The sequence below is a fragment of the Treponema sp. Marseille-Q3903 genome, from assembly GCF_014334335.1.
Classification (GTDB): domain Bacteria; phylum Spirochaetota; class Spirochaetia; order Treponematales; family Treponemataceae; genus Treponema_D.
The window spans coordinates 676,614-691,076 of sequence record NZ_JACSEU010000001.1; the positions used below are offsets into that span (position 1 = coordinate 676,614).

Below are 14,463 nucleotides of genomic sequence, written 5' to 3' on the forward strand. Positions count from 1 at the left end.
GTCCCGGTTGGCAAAACACTGAAACAGCTATTTAACTAATATCGGCAATATACTAACGTATACCGTTTTTCTATCTTGTATAAAATGTACTATTTGTTGATACTCATCTTTGCGCTATTTCCAAAATAATCATAGTGCGCATCTTTTACTATTTAATTATAATGTTTTATAGCTTTATCTTCACGCCGGGGTTGTGTCAAGAGTTTTTAATTTTTTCGGTTTAGGTGTTGGCAGCCCATCGTACATGGAATTGAATAACCCTGTTAAATATTCTTTATTGTCAACATCATCTACCAACAGCATTTCCTTTGCTCCATCATAGGGTAACTCATACCTTGCATTTGGCATATATGCTATTGCAGATTTAACAGGCTTAACTAAAAATCTATCATCATAAATTCCACCAACAATTTTTCCACGATAATAAATTATATATTCACCCATCATTGCACGATAAGTAATATCTTCCAATCCTGATAACTGTTCTAAAATAAAATCTAAATATTCTTTACTTGAAGCCATACTCTTCCCTTATTTATCCTCAAAATTTCAACAATCCATTTTCATCAAATTGAAAATTTGGTCCCCATGAAACTTCCCAATAGTATCCATCTAAATCCGAAAAATATGCGTGATATCCACCCCAGAAAACTTCCTGCGGCTCTTTTACAATTTTTCCGCCTGCTTTTCTTACTAATTCAATTACACTATCCACATCTTCTTTATGTTCAACATTGTAAGCTAATGTAATTCCTGAAAATCCATTTCCTTTTGGTGGATTATTTTCATCAATATCTTTTGCTAATTATTCCAAAGGAAATAGTTCAAACTTTGTTCCCGGAGTATCAAAAAAGCATACCGGCAGATTATTTTCTGTGCAATCAGTCTTATATCCTAAACCATCTCTATAAAACTTGATTGACCGTTCCATATCTTTAACACCTAAACAAATACAAGTAATCTTGTTCATCGTTATCTCCTATATTATTGCTAGTTACAACATCGTCTTTTCAAAGTTACCTCTAAAAACCTTGAGTTTTTGACTCTTTTTTGAGATATGACCGCATCTTGTTTTGTTCTTGCTGCCATTTTGTAATCCCTGTTCGCAACAGACTGAATTCCATCAAAAGTAAAATCAATACGGGGAGAGCGCTCAAAATTTCAATCATAAAGTTTCCGTAGTACACACCTCCAACACCGATAAAGGCAGACCATGAAAGATAAAAGATAACCTTCCACAAGTTTCCGTTTAAAATAAATTCTTTTTGTTTTTCATTTTTCATTGATTTGCTCCGTCTCTCTTTGTCAGTAAGCCCGAACAATGCCCGAACAATGCCGTATTGAGAAAATCCGCCTCGTCAAACAGATAAAAACTATGGCTATATACACTTTGCAACGCACGCTTCGACATCTGCCATAGATGCCGGCGGCTCAAAACGCTCAACGACCTTCCCGTCGCGCGCTACAACGAATTTTGTAAAGTTCCATTTGATGTCGGAGTTGTTTTTATAATCGGGATTGATTTTTTTAATATAGTCATGCAACGTTTGCGCCGTTTTACTTTCGCCGAAACCTTCAAATTTCTTTTGCGCTTTTAAATAGGAATACAACGGCAATTTGTTCGCACCGTTTACGTCGGACTTTTTCATTTGCGGGAATTTCGTGTTGTAATTGAGTGTACAGAATTCGCTGATTTCCCGGTCAGTGCCCGGAGCCTGCCCTCCGAATTGATTGCACGGCACATCGATTATTTCCAAACCCTTATCGTGATATGTTTCGTACAGCTGTTCAAGCTCTTTGTACTGAGGTGTAAAGCCGCATTTCGTTGCGGTATTTACAATCAATAACACTTTTCCTTTATAGTTCTTAAGCGGGACGTCATTCCCATTCGCATCTTGAATCGAATAATCGTAAATTGACATATTTTACCTCTTCGCGTATGATTATAACACATCGGTAAAAAACTTTCAGTTATTGCCGATGAATGGGAGCGTATACAATTGCTCGAAAGTCAGGCGGAAAATCGATGTTTGTTTGAAGTCTGCTACGCAGGCAAGATTGGAAGCATCTAAATGTATTTTTTTGCTGAAAAATTACCCAGTATATACTGGGTAATAGACTTGAAAGAGTCTATTACAAGCCGAGCGAAGCGAGGCTTGTAATAGTAAAATTGCCGCAATGTAAAAACATTGCGAAAGGAAGGCCAAAATGAAACAAAAAAAGATAGCTTCACTAATTGGTGCATTAATTTTAATAATTAGTGCAGTAGTGTTAATTACCGGTTGTTCTCAACCGAATAGTAACACTGATATTATAATCGAATTTGATGTTGCAAGTGTAAAATGTCAAAATAGAAGCTCATATCCATATACTGACGTAACGAGTGGAAGTCCAATACAAGAAAAAGATGTATTGTATTTTAAAGCGATTTTGCCTACAGGTAAGGTTGTCGAAAATTGGTATATCAATGATGTTAAACAGGAATATCAAACTGGCATAGAGATGTTTTATACAGTAAAAGCAGCTGATATTGTAGGTAACAAGCTCAAAGTGAGTGTTATTACTAAAGACGCTGTACAAAGAACTGTCGAATTTGATTCTGCAAGTGTAAAATGCAAAAATACAAAATCATATACTAAGGTAACAACCGGAAGTCCAATACAAGAAAAAGATGAATTGCTGTTTGAAGCGATTTTGCCTACAGGTAAGGTTGTAGAGAATTGGTATATCAATGATGTTAAACAGGAATATGAAACTGATGTAAAGATGTTTTATAAAGTAAAGGCATCTGACATTGTTGGTGGGAAGCTTAAAGTGAGTGTTATTACTAAAGACGCTGTACAAGGAACGATTGAATTTGATTCTGCAAGAGTAAAATGCAAAAATACAAATTCATATACTAAGGTAACAACCGGAAGTCCAATACAAGAAAAAGATGAATTGCTGTTTGAAGCGGTTTTGCCTACGGGTAAGGTTGTAGAGAATTGGTATATCAATGATGTTAAACAGGAATATGAAACTGATGTAAAGATGTTTTATAAAGTAAAGGCATCTGACATTGTTGGTGGCAAGCTTAAAATCAGCGTTATTACTAAAGACGCTGTACAAGGAACGATTGAATTTGATTCTGCAAGTGTAAAATGCAAAAATACAAATTCATATACTAAGGTAACAACCGGAAGTCCAATACAAGAAAAAGATGAATTGCTGTTTGAAGCGGTTTTGCCTACGGGTAAAGTTGTAGAGAATTGGTATATCAATGATGTTAAACAGGAATATGAAACTGATGTAAAGATGTTTTATAAAGTAAAGGCATCTGACATTGTCAGTGGCAAGCTTAAAATCAACGTTGTTTTTAAATAGATACGGAGGAACACTATGGGCAAAAATAAACCAATAAAACCGGCAGATAATCAATCAAATATGCAAAATCCCAATAAGGGGACAGCCGGTACAAATCGCCAGTATGACCAAAATCAAGGTAATCGCGGCAAACAATTAAATCCCAATAAAAAAGGGAAGTAATTTTAGAATCTGTAGTAATAAGTTTCAGATTATTACTACAGATCAAGACCGTCGCCCTAAATTTTACCGACCAAATGCGAAAAGCTCCTTTCGTTCATATGCGCATATCCCGAATTCATTCCTGCAACGATCAACTTACCGATAAAACCCGCAGACTTTCTGAAATTATCTCCTAAATCAATAGTTATATCCCTTTCATATAAACTCTAAGATAAAGCGGACGGTATCGTTTGTGTAGCCCTTCCGCCTCTTGATTGCCTCTTGTTTTCGCAAGCGATTATAAAGAATTTGCACGTTTTTTTTCTATGATTATCCGCGCAAAAATACAAAAATATTCCCGCTGTAAATCTTCGGCTTCTCGCATCGGCTTTGAGCGCAATGAAAGAATACTCAAGTGCGGCAAAACCCTGCCGGCTGTCGGTTTACCCGATTTGTACTATGGTGGAAAGATATGATTTTTTGTTTTGCAGAAGTTTAGGTTACAAATTATTGAGTTTTATAATATAGTGAAGAAGGGTCGAAAGGATGTTAGATGGACGTGCTGCCGCACGCGAAATAATATGAATATATAAAAATATTATGGAGAACAATTCTGAAATTCTATGTAAAAATTCAGTATCAGAAATTCATGCAACTGAAATGAGTATTGACCGAATAAAATGTAATCTTGAGGAAAAGACTCTATGACAATACAAGAATTCGAGAATAAATATTGGTACATGAGTGAACTCAAAGCATTAGCAAAATCGCTTGAAATTCCTTTTGATTCAAAAACACGAAAGGATCAGCTTGAACAGATGATTATTCAGTTTTTGGAAACCGGAACGGTGAATAAAAAGAATTGTTATCGGAGTAAAAGCCGGAATAAAGACATATTGAATAGTCATACTTATGTTGAAAATTTTAGCAACAAAAAAGAAACATGGGAATTCATACATAGTGAAATCGATAAACGGATGCCGGGATTACAACCGAAATCAGGAGCAAAATATTGGCTTAATCGATGGATTGAAAATAAACTTTCTCATGGCGAAAAAATAACTTATAACGATGTCATTTGTGAATACATTCGGCTAAACAAAACTGAAGGAAAGCTTCCCCAAATTCCATCCTGTAAATTTAATAACTTCATCAGTGATTATCTGGCAAATGAAAAAAATGCAACAAGAGAAGAGGCTTTGGAAGCATGGAATAAGCTAAAAGCTATGAAGGCAAAAAAAGATTATATAACGTGGAAAAAGAATAAGCATTTATAGCAAATTTCATCTAAAATTGCTTTAATCGGACAACAGCGGTACGCTCCGTTATAGGTTCAGCGAATATTAGACGGATTACCCAGCATTCAACTTTTTTCCTTATTAAAATTTGATTTGTGCGGTTTATTATCCGTGATGTTTTTGTTGGGGGGACTGATTCAGACTGAAAATAATTTTAGGAGGTTTTTATGTTTATTGAAATTAAACCTTATGAACAAGAAACTTTAGCGATACGTTTTAAAGCAGGCAGAGAAGATTTTTCTAAAATCTTGCAAGCGATAAAAAAAAGTACCGAACAGAGCTTGGGTTCCGGAGCGGTGCATTTGGACTATCCCCGCTGATCGTAATTCTTGTGATATTTTATTGAATAGTATTTATAGTGAGGGTTTTTGCCGTGCGGATTCCGATTTTATCGAGAAAATTTGTGAAGGCGCTGATAGCGATCCTCATGATGCTATAGGCTTGAATACAGGAATGATTGAGGAAAGTAATCTGCCTACTGCACCGGATATTCAGGATATTTTAAGAAAACTGGATGCAGTGATTACTGCAAAACACTACAGCAAACGTACACGGGAAGCATACAGCTATTGGATAAGCCGCTTTATACGAGAACATCAAAATAAAAATTTTAAAACATTTTCCGCTGCAGAGATAAATTCCTTTGTGAGCCGTCTTGCAATAAAAGAAAAGGTTGCCGCTTCAAGTCAAAATCAAGCCCTTGCCGCTCTTTTGTTTCTGTATAAAAACATATTAGGTTTAACTATACAAAGTCCCGAGAATATCATCCGTGCTAAAAAGTCTAAGAAGCTGCCTGCTGTACTGAGCCGTGAGGAAACGGCAAAGATATTCTCTTTGTTGCCTGAAAACGATTATGGTCTTTTTATCCGCTTGCTCTATGGAACGGGAATGAGGCTGATGGAAGGCTTGCAATTACGGGTACAAGATATTGATTTTGATAAAAATGAAATTACGGTACACTGCGGAAAGGGCGCAAAAGACCGTAAAACGGTGCTGCCGGTATCTCTAAAATTTCCGCTGCAAAAACATTTGGAAACAGTCCGCCGCATCCATGAGGCAGACTGCAAGGACGGTTTCGGCTCGGTATCACTTCCCGCTGCCCTTGCGAAAAAATATCCCAATGCCGGTAAAACTTGGGCATGGCAGTGGGTGTTTCCCCAAGTACGCCGATGGCAAAATAATAAGACAGGCGAGCAGGGGCGGTACCATATTGATCCTTCGGTTATTCAGCGCACCCTGCATGAAGCTGTTTTACGGTCGGGTATTCCGAAGCCGATCGGCTGCCACACATTCCGCCACTCATTTGCAACACATCTACTGGAATCCGGTTACGATATCCGCACCATACAAGAGCTTCTTGGGCACAGCGATGTTTCAACCACTATGGTTTACACCCACGTCCTCAACCGTGGTGGTCTCGGCGTTCAAAGCCCTATCGACCGAATGTGATTCGCCTTTATCCCATTTAGTGAAGATAGGCCTAATCTGGCTGTTGATGATGCGTGCAGGTTGCTATTATGGTAGAAAGATGAAGCTGCTTGGTGAGGTGTCAGTTTAGATTGAAAATGCGTAGTTTTTATGGTATTATGAGGAAGGGTCGAAAAGAGGTTAGGCGGACGGCTCTACTAGAGCCGCTTTAGGATAGGAGAATCTATGGCACGGGCAAGAAATAAAGATGATTTACTGAAATTCGCTATGGAAAATTATTCAAAATTGATGGATATTATTTCTAAAATGACTGAAAATCAAATGAACACGCTTTTTGATTTCTCCGGCGATAAAAGTAAAAAAGAAGCTCATTGGAATCGTGATAAAAATGTTAGAGATGTTTTAATTCATTTGTATGAATGGCATCAACTTATGCTGAAATTCATAGAAAATAATGCTGATGGAAAAAGTAACATTCCGTTTTTGCCGCCTGAGTATTCTTGGAAAACCTATGGTGCAATGAATGTTATGTTTTGGAATAGGCATCAGAATACAAGCCTTGAAAGAGCAAAAGCAATGCTTGCAGAAAGTCATGAAAAAGTTCTTGCATTGGCTGATAAATACTCAAATGAAGAACTTTTTACAAAAAAATATTTTTCATGGACGGGAACAACCGATTTAGGCTCCTATTTTGTAAGTACGACTTCAAGTCATTATGATTGGGCTATTAAAAAGATAAAATTGCATTGTAAAAAAATTGTATAAAAACTAGACTATACGCTAGAAATTTGCTGAAGCTCGCAGAGCTGCGATACATCCCTATCATTTTTTATAGTAGAAAAATTATCAGAATAATAGTATAATTATGAACTGCAAGGAGGTCGTCGATGATAGAAACAGCTCTTAAAAAAAAAGCGATGGATTATTTTGCAATGCTTGATAATGAACAGGCACAGATGGTTATTTCATACATAGAAACAATTGAATTGCCCTCTGAAAAACAAAATCGTACTCTTGCCGACCTAAAGGGTAAAATTCAGTTTGCTGATGGATATGATTATAAAGCAATGCGGAGTTCTTAATGGTTTTAGTAGATACTTCTGTGCTGATCAATTTTTTTCGTGGCAAGGAAACTGTTGGAACGGCATATTTTGAAAAATTGCTTGAGGAACAAAAACATTTTTGTATCAATGAATTTATTTATCAAGAGCTTCTGCAAGGTTCAAAAGACGAGAAAGAATTTGCTGTTTTGAAATCTTATTTAATGGATGTACCGTTATATTCGCTAAAACGCGGTATTCAATCCTTTGAAAATGCTGCTCTGTTGAATTTCCGTTGTCGTAGAAAAGGTGTTACAATTCGCAGTACGGTAGATTTGCTGATTGCAGAAACTGCGATTGAAAATAATATTCCGCTTCTTCACGATGATGACGATTTTACAAGTATGGCTCGAATTATTACAGAGTTAAAGTTGGTTGTGTAGATGATAACGCCTAACATCCGCTTCAACACTGACATTGCGGACAAGCCGCAAATGCAGGTTAAGCGAATGTTAGACCGATGCCTTACGGCACGATAAACTGTAACTTTAAAAAATAAAGGATGTAATTTTGATGAATATATAAATGCTATTGCTTTTATACATTCGTTATCTGTTATTCAGAATACCAAAAGAAGAGTTAAAGGCAATGAATGAAAAAGAAATAATGTCAGAGCTGAATAATTCGACTAAACAAAAAGAAAAATGGAATACATCCATTGACAATGTAGTATTGATACTCAAAAATACCAATTCTAAAGAAATAAAAGCAAAATCATTGTGGTTGCTTGGTGAAATGGGATTACAAAATTCTTCACAGATACAAGACCATATACAAATAATCGCCAGTTTTCTAAATGATAAAGAACCTAAATTAAGAGCAAAGGCGGTCAATGCTTTAGGAAGAATTGGAAGAACTAACCATTTATTAGTAATGCCTTATTGGGATGATATGATGGATATGAAAAATGATGAATCATCGGATGTCAGAATGTGTTTTATATGGGCTTGTGAAAATATTGCAACAAATTCCCCCGACTTATATAGCAATTATATGGATATTTTTTTAGAATTGATAAGTGATAAAAATGACAGAGTTCGTATAGAGGCTCCTGAAATGTTTAGAGTTATAGGAAAAAGAAAGCCAAAATATGTAGAACCCTATTTGGACAAATTACAATGGTTCGCTGATAATGATTTACATCGAGTTGTTCGCATTCATTCAGCAGGTGCTGTTAGAGTTACAAAAAAAGCATTGGAAGCAACTAAAAATATTAATGAATAAAAATAGCAGATAAGATAGTGTAAAAACAATGCCGTGTAATTTTTTTCTAATTGAAAAATTAACACCTTTGTCTATGCAAAGGTAACACTGTTTTTACACTCAAGATGTTAAGGAAAACAAAATTTTTATCTAAGGATTTTAGAACTTGTTAAGAAAATCAACAAAATAAAAGTCCGTCGAACTGTTTGGTATTTATAATATAAAAAGATTACGTTATATAAAATTTATCCATATAGTAAAATCTTAGTTTTTTTTATTTATGAATGTATAGTGAGAAAAAGCAAAATAAAGTAAGATGTAAAAGCATAATTGTTAATATAAATGATATAATTAAGATAAAAGCGTCTAACACGCAGTTCAAGACTGACAAAACCCGCTCTGAAGAGCGGCCGGCTAGACGCCGGTACGTTTTGCAGCTTAACTGCATGTTAGGTTGATGGCGCACTGCGCCACTTGCTGTCAGTAAGGTAAATCTTCCGACAGGTTTTCTCCAAAAAAGGAAATAAAATCTTAGGAGGATTTTATGAGAAAACTATTTTTAGATCTTGCAATTTTAGCAAGTATTTTTTTTACAAGTTGTGCTACTAGATTAGGAACATTCACTGTGATATCGACCAAAAACATTGAGTGGAGTAGAGCAAATGAATATCAAAAAAATAGCAATAGAGTTCTTGGCGAAGATGTTTACCATATAGTTGTATTCATTCCAACAAAAGGGAATATAACTATTGAAGATGCAGTCGATAATGCTTTAGGAAAAGTGCCTGGAGCTGTTGCTTTGGTTGATGTAGTTTTGCGTTCAGAGTCCTTTTATATTCCATATGTCTATGGGAAAAATGCATTTATAGTTGAGGGAAGTGTTTTAATTGATCCTAAGTTGGTCGCAAATGATGATAGTAATGAAACAATATACTATCAAGGGTATTATGATAAAAACAAGGAGTTTAAGCTATCAAAAATTGAAAAAACTCAGTTTAATAGTATTCAAAAAGATATAGCCCAAAAAGCGTTAAATTAATATTTAGCCAAGTTAATCTTGACTGAATATTTTATACGGCGGGGTAACCCGCCGTTTTTTATAATATACTTGTAAATATACTTGATTTTTGTAATAAAATGTTTTATATTTGTATATAAGAGGTGCGAATATGCCGCAATTATCCTTGTATGTTACGCAAGAGCAGCTTCTCAAAATTGAAAACGAAGCACATGCAGAAAAAATGTCGCTTTCCAAATGGGTTGTAAGCAAAATTATGGAAAGAATAGAACCTCATTATCCGGAAGGCTGGGCTGATTTGTTCGGTTCTGTTTCTGATTCGTCATTCACCAGACCTGAACAGCTAAAATATGAAAAGCGAGAGGCTTTTTAATGTATTTTCTAGACACAAACACTTGCATTTACTTTATGAATGGAAAATTTCCGTCTGTTCGAGAAAGATTCTTGTCAGTTTCACCAAAAGAGATAAAAATTTCTTCAGTAGTAAAAGGAGAGCTTTTGCTGGGTGCATTTAAAAGCCGAACAAGAGAACAGACTACGGAAAAAGTGGAAAAATTTTTAAAGCCGTTTGAAATTGTGGATTTTACAGACAAAATGTCTTACGACTATGCAGAAATCCGAAAAGATTTGGAGCATGCAGGTACACTGATAGGTGCAAATGATTTGCTTATTGCCGCCGCCGCACTGCATGAAAAAGCCACTCTTATTACTCACAATACGAATGAATTTTCAAGAGTAACCGATTTGAAAATTGAAGATTGGGTAGAAGAATGAAAACCTAACACCGTTTTCAAAGCCGACAAATGGGACGACGCCCATTTGCGGTTTAAAACAATGTTAGGCGGACAGCCCACTGGGCTGCTTATTGTTAATAAGAAAATCCTCCAACAAATTTCTCAAAAAAAATTAAAATCTTAGGAGGATTTTATGAAAAAAATATTCTTAGCCTTTTTATTTTGTTTAATATCTGTACATGTATTTGCTCAAGTATCTGAAGCAGATAAAATCAATAATGAATATTATGGTTTGAAATGGGGATGCAGTGTAAAAGATTTGAAAGCAAAATATCCTGAAGCCTATTCTAATGGAACAAATGATAATGGAGATGAACTATATTATTTAGATACAAATGGTGCGACACGAATTTTCTTTTTTGGAAATGGGAAACTCTATATCGGTCGAATAGCTTATACTGATTGTACCGATGAAAAAGTAATGGGGCTTATGAAAAAAATCACAAATACTTATGGAAAATTTGATGATTCAAATAAAGGATCACAAAATGGAAATGAATACATCAATTTTATAAAATATTTTTCTCCCAAAATTGAAATTGATTTTCAATTACTAAGTGTAAAAAACAGCTATGGATATAATATTTCACAAGTTGTTATGATTACTTATACAAACAATGAGCTTTCCGCCCAAATAGCAAGAGAACGCATTTCTAAAATGCAGGAGGATTTAGAGTTATAAAACTAACTGTAAAAATCAAGCCAAGTCATGCTTGTCTTGATTTTTATTTGATAGAATGTAACATAAACTATTAATTGGAGTATAAAATGGAAACTCAGAAGAATAAAAATGGGAAAAAAGGAATTGTTGTATTATTAGTTGCTGCAATAATGGCATTTATATATTTTTTTACTGGCTTTTTCGTTGTACAGCCAATAGGAGCAATTCCAGAAGGAGTAACTATTTGGTATTTTAGGAAAAATATCAATTTACCATTTATATCGTCTCCTGATGGAATAATGTTGGAAAAAGAAGGTCATGTAAATTTACTTGGAAGAGCGATCGTACTTTCTTCTGTCATGGATTCCTTAGAAGGAAAAAGAATTTGTAATCTACCATATCAAAAATGGATGTATAAAATATCAACTAAAGGTCAGGAATTTGAAAAATAAAATTTGAATCAAATTCTATTAAAACAGAAATAGTAAATCTGTAAGAACTATCTTCGCCTAACAAAGGTTCGTAGCCGACAGGCAGTCAAGCTGCCTGCGGTACAACCAATTGTTATGTGTACAAAGTCAGTGGCGGCGTTTGATTATCTATTGAATTATGGAAAAAAAATAAAATTGTTTTATCAGTAATTGTATTTTTTATTGCCTTATTGTGCATCTTTTATATATCAAATAAAAAAACTAAATTTGATAAAAATAAATGGGATAAAGTAAGTCATAGATTTGAAATGTCTGATGATTTAATTCAAATATTAGAAAAGAAAAGGCTAAATAAGGAAAAAGTTTTAGAATTACTTGGAACTGCAGCCGTTGAAATGGAATACACTAAAGATAATGAATTTTCACATTTCTTAAAACAAGGAGCTATTTTTACCCTTGGAATGCCTTTTACCTATTTATCAATTAAATTCGATGATAGTGAAAATTATATTTCACCAAAAATATATTCCTTTGAATTTTAATGAAACTTTGGTTTTAGCATTAAAGAATAGATAAAAACTATATTGACGTACGTAATAATGTACATTATACTAATGATAGAGGTGTTATATGCATGCGATGAACGTAACTCAAGCAAGGGCAAAGCTTTTTCAGCTTATTGCAAATGTAAATTTCAATTCAGAACCAATTACTCTTACAAATAGTAAAGGAAAAAATGCTGTATTAATTGGAGAAGATGATTGGAATGCGATTCAGGAGACTTTATATTTAAACTCGATTCCGGGAATGTATGATTCTCTTAAAAATGGAATTGAAACTCCATTAAGCGAATGTATTTCAGAAAAAGATGTAGAGTGGTAAATGTATAAAATTGTATATGAAAAACAAGCTATAAAGGATATACAGAATTTGAAATCAGCAAAACTGGATGGTAAAGCCAAAGAACTGATAGAAATTGTTAGGAAATATCCTTTTCAAAATCCACCACCATATGAAGCTTTGGTAGGAAATCTGTCAGGTCTTTTTTCCAGAAGATTAAATATTCAGCATAGATTTGTCTATCAAGTTTATGTTGAAAGAATAGTAGAAGATACTATTGAATATGAGGGCACAGTAAAAATTATTAGAATGTGGTCACACTATGAGAATTTGAAATAACACATAACACCGTTTTCAAAGCCGACAAACGGGACCGAGCCCGTTTGCGGTTTAAAACGATGTTAGGTTGACGCTTCGCGCAAAGGGATAAAATGCAAAAAAAGAAAAAAATTAACCTATTTCATAAAATACTTGAAAACCGGCGAAAAGTATTTTTTATTCATTACTCATGTCAAAGCTTAAGTGATGATAATGAAGGATATTCTCCTCGAATAACATCAATAGCAGTATTGCACCTCGAAAGCTCTCAAATGTATAGTTTTTCTATGCATTTGTCAGCTGAAGATCTAGAAATTCAACGAAGTGATATTGGAGATAATTATGATAAGATTGAGATTAATATGCTAAGTAAGTTCGTTGAATTCTTAAACAAAAATATAGAAAATACGTATTGGGTGCATTGGAATATGACAAATATTAATTATGGATTTGAAGCTATAAAACATAGATATAAGATACTTGCAAAAAGCGAAATGCCAGATATTCCAGAATTAAATAGATTTAATCTTTCTAATCTCCTAAAGAAAAAGTATGGTTCTAAATATGCTGATGATCCAAAATTAGTAAACTTAATGATTCTTAACGGGGGGAAGGATAGAAATTTTCTCTCAGGGGAGGAAGAAGTAAGAGCATATAAAGCAAATGAATTTGTAAAACTCCATAACTCAACAATGTGTAAAGTATATTTTTTTAGGGATGTGTTTAATAAAGCATATAATAATAAACTTAGAACAAAAACAAATCAATTTAGATATAGAGTAAATGAAATATACCAAAGTCCAATTGTACAAATAATTGGAATAATTGGTGTTTTTGGAACAATAATTGGTGTTTTTGGAACAATAATCGGATTAATAATTAGATAATTTAATTTAAACCTAACACCCGCTTCAACCTGACATTGCGGACGAGCCGCAAATGCAGGTTAAGCGAATGTTATGTGGACGCCCGCACTGGGGCGCTGTTTTTTGGGGAAGATATGAACTGTTTTAAAACTATAATCGAATTACAAGAAATCCTTTTTCCACAATTTTATACAGTAAAAGATTCTAAAAATAATGAATATATATTTTTAAAAACTGGAGATTCTGTAATAAATTCATTACATAAGGTAACTGACAAAACTCAATTAGAAGCTTATGAAAATCATTTTCACATCTGTGATAAAGTAAAGAAAAGTGTACAACAGACAGCTTTTGCCTGTGCAAAGTTAATTACAAGTAATTTAATTGAACAACTGAAAATTAAATTCAAACAATCTATGTATATTTTGATTGTAATTTTAAAGAGCATATTATAATAAGATTTCATCAAATTTGGAAAAATGAAGAACCGTATCATAATGTAAAGGATTTTCCTAATATGGAAGTCTATAAAATTGGAATAAAATAATTAATTGAAGTTTAGGGGTAGGACGAGGAAGCGGTTATATTTATTTTTATAAATAAAAAAACTTATTCTTGTAAAAATACTAAAAATCGAGTCAAGCCCGATTTTAATTAAAGGATATGAAATGAATAAAAATGCAATTGGAAAACTGATTTTAATTGGAATTAGGTATTATAATAACAATAATGAATTGTTGGAACAATATCAGACAAGTGGAATCATAGAATCTATTACTGACAAAGAAATTAAAATAAAAAGAGAAAATTACAAAGAATTATTTACAATTCCAAATGATGATAGAGCTATTATGGAAGCAAAGCCCGGTGACTATAGAGAAAGACAAAGTGGCAAAGTAATTAAAAATCCAGATTATATATCACAATGGACAGTTACTGGAAATGGCAGTAAAGAGAATATTGATAATTATAAAAAAAAGGATTTGAATTAAAGTAATACAC

General features: G+C 33.8%; 21 protein-coding genes and 2 pseudogenes. 19 read left to right on the plus strand and 4 right to left on the minus strand.

The window, feature by feature from the left end; genetic code table 11:
• Positions 1-180 precede the first annotated feature (180 nt).
• The 4 genes and pseudogenes from H9I37_RS03105 to H9I37_RS03120 all read right to left on the minus strand — a co-directional run bounded on the left by H9I37_RS03105 (position 181) and on the right by H9I37_RS03120 (position 1,922).
• Positions 181-522: a TfoX/Sxy family protein gene (locus H9I37_RS03105; protein WP_187381031.1), complete on the minus strand. Its 342-nt coding sequence runs from the start codon at positions 520-522 to the stop codon at positions 181-183.
• A gap of 19 nt (positions 523-541) precedes the next feature.
• Positions 542-970 (minus strand): annotated as a pseudogene (locus H9I37_RS11600) (VOC family protein).
• A gap of 52 nt (positions 971-1,022) precedes the next feature.
• Positions 1,023-1,283 (minus strand): hypothetical protein, encoded by a 261-nt coding sequence (locus H9I37_RS03115; RefSeq protein WP_187381032.1) that lies wholly within the window; start codon positions 1,281-1,283, stop codon positions 1,023-1,025.
• A gap of 96 nt (positions 1,284-1,379) precedes the next feature.
• Entirely contained in the window at positions 1,380-1,922 is a 543-nt protein-coding gene (locus H9I37_RS03120) for a glutathione peroxidase (protein WP_187381033.1), read from the minus strand.
• 286 nt (positions 1,923-2,208) lie between these two features.
• Between H9I37_RS03120 and H9I37_RS03125 the strand changes: the two genes are divergently transcribed.
• The 19 genes and pseudogenes from H9I37_RS03125 to H9I37_RS03215 all read left to right on the plus strand — a co-directional run bounded on the left by H9I37_RS03125 (position 2,209) and on the right by H9I37_RS03215 (position 14,453).
• Positions 2,209-3,363: a hypothetical protein gene (locus H9I37_RS03125; protein WP_187381034.1), complete on the plus strand. Its 1,155-nt coding sequence runs from the start codon at positions 2,209-2,211 to the stop codon at positions 3,361-3,363.
• Positions 3,364-3,378: 15 nt separating this feature from the next.
• A complete protein-coding gene (locus tag H9I37_RS03130) occupies positions 3,379-3,525 on the plus strand; it encodes a hypothetical protein (protein ID WP_187381035.1) in 147 nt (48 codons plus the stop codon).
• A 683-nt stretch (positions 3,526-4,208) separates the two neighbouring features.
• The gene (locus H9I37_RS03135; RefSeq protein ID WP_187381036.1) at positions 4,209-4,781 is read left to right on the plus strand and encodes an SAP domain-containing protein; all 573 of its coding nucleotides are present in this window, start codon (positions 4,209-4,211) and stop codon (positions 4,779-4,781) included.
• Between the two features lie 188 nt (positions 4,782-4,969).
• A pseudogene (locus tag H9I37_RS03140) lies at positions 4,970-6,251 on the plus strand (integron integrase).
• A gap of 204 nt (positions 6,252-6,455) precedes the next feature.
• Positions 6,456-6,995 carry a ClbS/DfsB family four-helix bundle protein gene (locus H9I37_RS03145; RefSeq protein ID WP_187381037.1) on the plus strand — a complete coding sequence of 180 codons (540 nt, stop codon included), beginning with the start codon at positions 6,456-6,458 and terminating at the stop codon, positions 6,993-6,995.
• A 122-nt stretch (positions 6,996-7,117) separates the two neighbouring features.
• Entirely contained in the window at positions 7,118-7,312 is a 195-nt protein-coding gene (locus H9I37_RS03150) for a hypothetical protein (RefSeq protein ID WP_006187900.1), read from the plus strand.
• The gene (gene vapC / locus H9I37_RS03155) at positions 7,312-7,713 is read left to right on the plus strand and encodes a type II toxin-antitoxin system VapC family toxin (RefSeq protein ID WP_187381038.1); all 402 of its coding nucleotides are present in this window, start codon (positions 7,312-7,314) and stop codon (positions 7,711-7,713) included. The genes H9I37_RS03150 and vapC (H9I37_RS03155) overlap by 1 nt, the downstream gene beginning before the upstream one ends.
• Positions 7,714-7,918: 205 nt before the next feature.
• On the plus strand, positions 7,919-8,554 hold the full coding sequence (locus H9I37_RS03160) for a sister chromatid cohesion protein PDS5 (protein ID WP_187381039.1): 636 nt from the start codon (positions 7,919-7,921) through the stop codon (positions 8,552-8,554).
• A gap of 523 nt (positions 8,555-9,077) precedes the next feature.
• Complete coding sequence (locus H9I37_RS03165) at positions 9,078-9,572, plus strand: hypothetical protein (protein WP_187381040.1); 495 nt, start codon at positions 9,078-9,080, stop codon at positions 9,570-9,572.
• Positions 9,573-9,702: 130 nt separating this feature from the next.
• On the plus strand, positions 9,703-9,924 hold the full coding sequence (locus H9I37_RS03170) for a hypothetical protein (RefSeq protein WP_187381041.1): 222 nt from the start codon (positions 9,703-9,705) through the stop codon (positions 9,922-9,924).
• A complete protein-coding gene (gene vapC, locus H9I37_RS03175) occupies positions 9,924-10,325 on the plus strand; it encodes a type II toxin-antitoxin system tRNA(fMet)-specific endonuclease VapC (protein WP_187381042.1) in 402 nt (133 codons plus the stop codon). Before H9I37_RS03170 ends, vapC (H9I37_RS03175) begins: the two co-directional genes overlap by 1 nt.
• 153 nt (positions 10,326-10,478) lie before the next feature.
• Positions 10,479-11,027, plus strand: a complete 549-nt coding sequence (locus H9I37_RS03180; RefSeq protein WP_187381043.1) for a hypothetical protein — start codon at positions 10,479-10,481, stop codon at positions 11,025-11,027.
• 86 nt (positions 11,028-11,113) lie between these two features.
• Positions 11,114-11,458: a hypothetical protein gene (locus tag H9I37_RS03185; protein WP_187381044.1), complete on the plus strand. Its 345-nt coding sequence runs from the start codon at positions 11,114-11,116 to the stop codon at positions 11,456-11,458.
• A gap of 287 nt (positions 11,459-11,745) precedes the next feature.
• Positions 11,746-11,979 carry a hypothetical protein gene (locus H9I37_RS03190; RefSeq protein ID WP_187381045.1) on the plus strand — a complete coding sequence of 78 codons (234 nt, stop codon included), beginning with the start codon at positions 11,746-11,748 and terminating at the stop codon, positions 11,977-11,979.
• A gap of 97 nt (positions 11,980-12,076) precedes the next feature.
• Positions 12,077-12,319 (plus strand): type II toxin-antitoxin system Phd/YefM family antitoxin, encoded by a 243-nt coding sequence (locus H9I37_RS03195; RefSeq protein WP_255422470.1) that lies wholly within the window; start codon positions 12,077-12,079, stop codon positions 12,317-12,319.
• Complete coding sequence (locus tag H9I37_RS03200; RefSeq protein ID WP_187381047.1) at positions 12,320-12,616, plus strand: Txe/YoeB family addiction module toxin; 297 nt, start codon at positions 12,320-12,322, stop codon at positions 12,614-12,616.
• A 92-nt stretch (positions 12,617-12,708) separates the two neighbouring features.
• Positions 12,709-13,482 (plus strand): hypothetical protein, encoded by a 774-nt coding sequence (locus H9I37_RS03205; protein ID WP_187381048.1) that lies wholly within the window; start codon positions 12,709-12,711, stop codon positions 13,480-13,482.
• 74 nt (positions 13,483-13,556) lie between these two features.
• Positions 13,557-13,916 (plus strand): hypothetical protein, encoded by a 360-nt coding sequence (locus H9I37_RS03210; protein WP_370586889.1) that lies wholly within the window; start codon positions 13,557-13,559, stop codon positions 13,914-13,916.
• A gap of 213 nt (positions 13,917-14,129) precedes the next feature.
• Complete coding sequence (locus H9I37_RS03215; protein WP_187381049.1) at positions 14,130-14,453, plus strand: hypothetical protein; 324 nt, start codon at positions 14,130-14,132, stop codon at positions 14,451-14,453.
• Positions 14,454-14,463: the final 10 nt, after the last annotated feature.

Coding starts and splice junctions, on each gene's coding strand:
- H9I37_RS03165 (WP_187381040.1), top strand. CDS start 9,078: ATGAGAAAACTATTTTTAGATCTTGCAATTTTAGCAAGTATTTTTTTT.
- H9I37_RS03145 (WP_187381037.1), top strand. CDS start 6,456: ATGGCACGGGCAAGAAATAAAGATGATTTACTGAAATTCGCTATGGAA.
- H9I37_RS03115 (WP_187381032.1), bottom strand. CDS start 1,283: ATGAAAAATGAAAAACAAAAAGAATTTATTTTAAACGGAAACTTGTGG.
- H9I37_RS03150 (WP_006187900.1), top strand. CDS start 7,118: ATGATAGAAACAGCTCTTAAAAAAAAAGCGATGGATTATTTTGCAATG.
- H9I37_RS03160 (WP_187381039.1), top strand. CDS start 7,919: ATGAATGAAAAAGAAATAATGTCAGAGCTGAATAATTCGACTAAACAA.
- H9I37_RS03130 (WP_187381035.1), top strand. CDS start 3,379: ATGGGCAAAAATAAACCAATAAAACCGGCAGATAATCAATCAAATATG.
- H9I37_RS03200 (WP_187381047.1), top strand. CDS start 12,320: ATGTATAAAATTGTATATGAAAAACAAGCTATAAAGGATATACAGAAT.
- H9I37_RS03135 (WP_187381036.1), top strand. CDS start 4,209: ATGACAATACAAGAATTCGAGAATAAATATTGGTACATGAGTGAACTC.
- H9I37_RS03215 (WP_187381049.1), top strand. CDS start 14,130: ATGAATAAAAATGCAATTGGAAAACTGATTTTAATTGGAATTAGGTAT.
- H9I37_RS03120 (WP_187381033.1), bottom strand. CDS start 1,922: ATGTCAATTTACGATTATTCGATTCAAGATGCGAATGGGAATGACGTC.
- H9I37_RS03180 (WP_187381043.1), top strand. CDS start 10,479: ATGAAAAAAATATTCTTAGCCTTTTTATTTTGTTTAATATCTGTACAT.
- H9I37_RS03105 (WP_187381031.1), bottom strand. CDS start 522: ATGGCTTCAAGTAAAGAATATTTAGATTTTATTTTAGAACAGTTATCA.
- vapC (WP_187381042.1), top strand. CDS start 9,924: ATGTATTTTCTAGACACAAACACTTGCATTTACTTTATGAATGGAAAA.
- vapC (WP_187381038.1), top strand. CDS start 7,312: ATGGTTTTAGTAGATACTTCTGTGCTGATCAATTTTTTTCGTGGCAAG.
- H9I37_RS03185 (WP_187381044.1), top strand. CDS start 11,114: ATGGAAACTCAGAAGAATAAAAATGGGAAAAAAGGAATTGTTGTATTA.
- H9I37_RS03190 (WP_187381045.1), top strand. CDS start 11,746: ATGTCTGATGATTTAATTCAAATATTAGAAAAGAAAAGGCTAAATAAG.
- H9I37_RS03125 (WP_187381034.1), top strand. CDS start 2,209: ATGAAACAAAAAAAGATAGCTTCACTAATTGGTGCATTAATTTTAATA.
- H9I37_RS03205 (WP_187381048.1), top strand. CDS start 12,709: ATGCAAAAAAAGAAAAAAATTAACCTATTTCATAAAATACTTGAAAAC.
- H9I37_RS03170 (WP_187381041.1), top strand. CDS start 9,703: ATGCCGCAATTATCCTTGTATGTTACGCAAGAGCAGCTTCTCAAAATT.
- H9I37_RS03195 (WP_255422470.1), top strand. CDS start 12,077: ATGAACGTAACTCAAGCAAGGGCAAAGCTTTTTCAGCTTATTGCAAAT.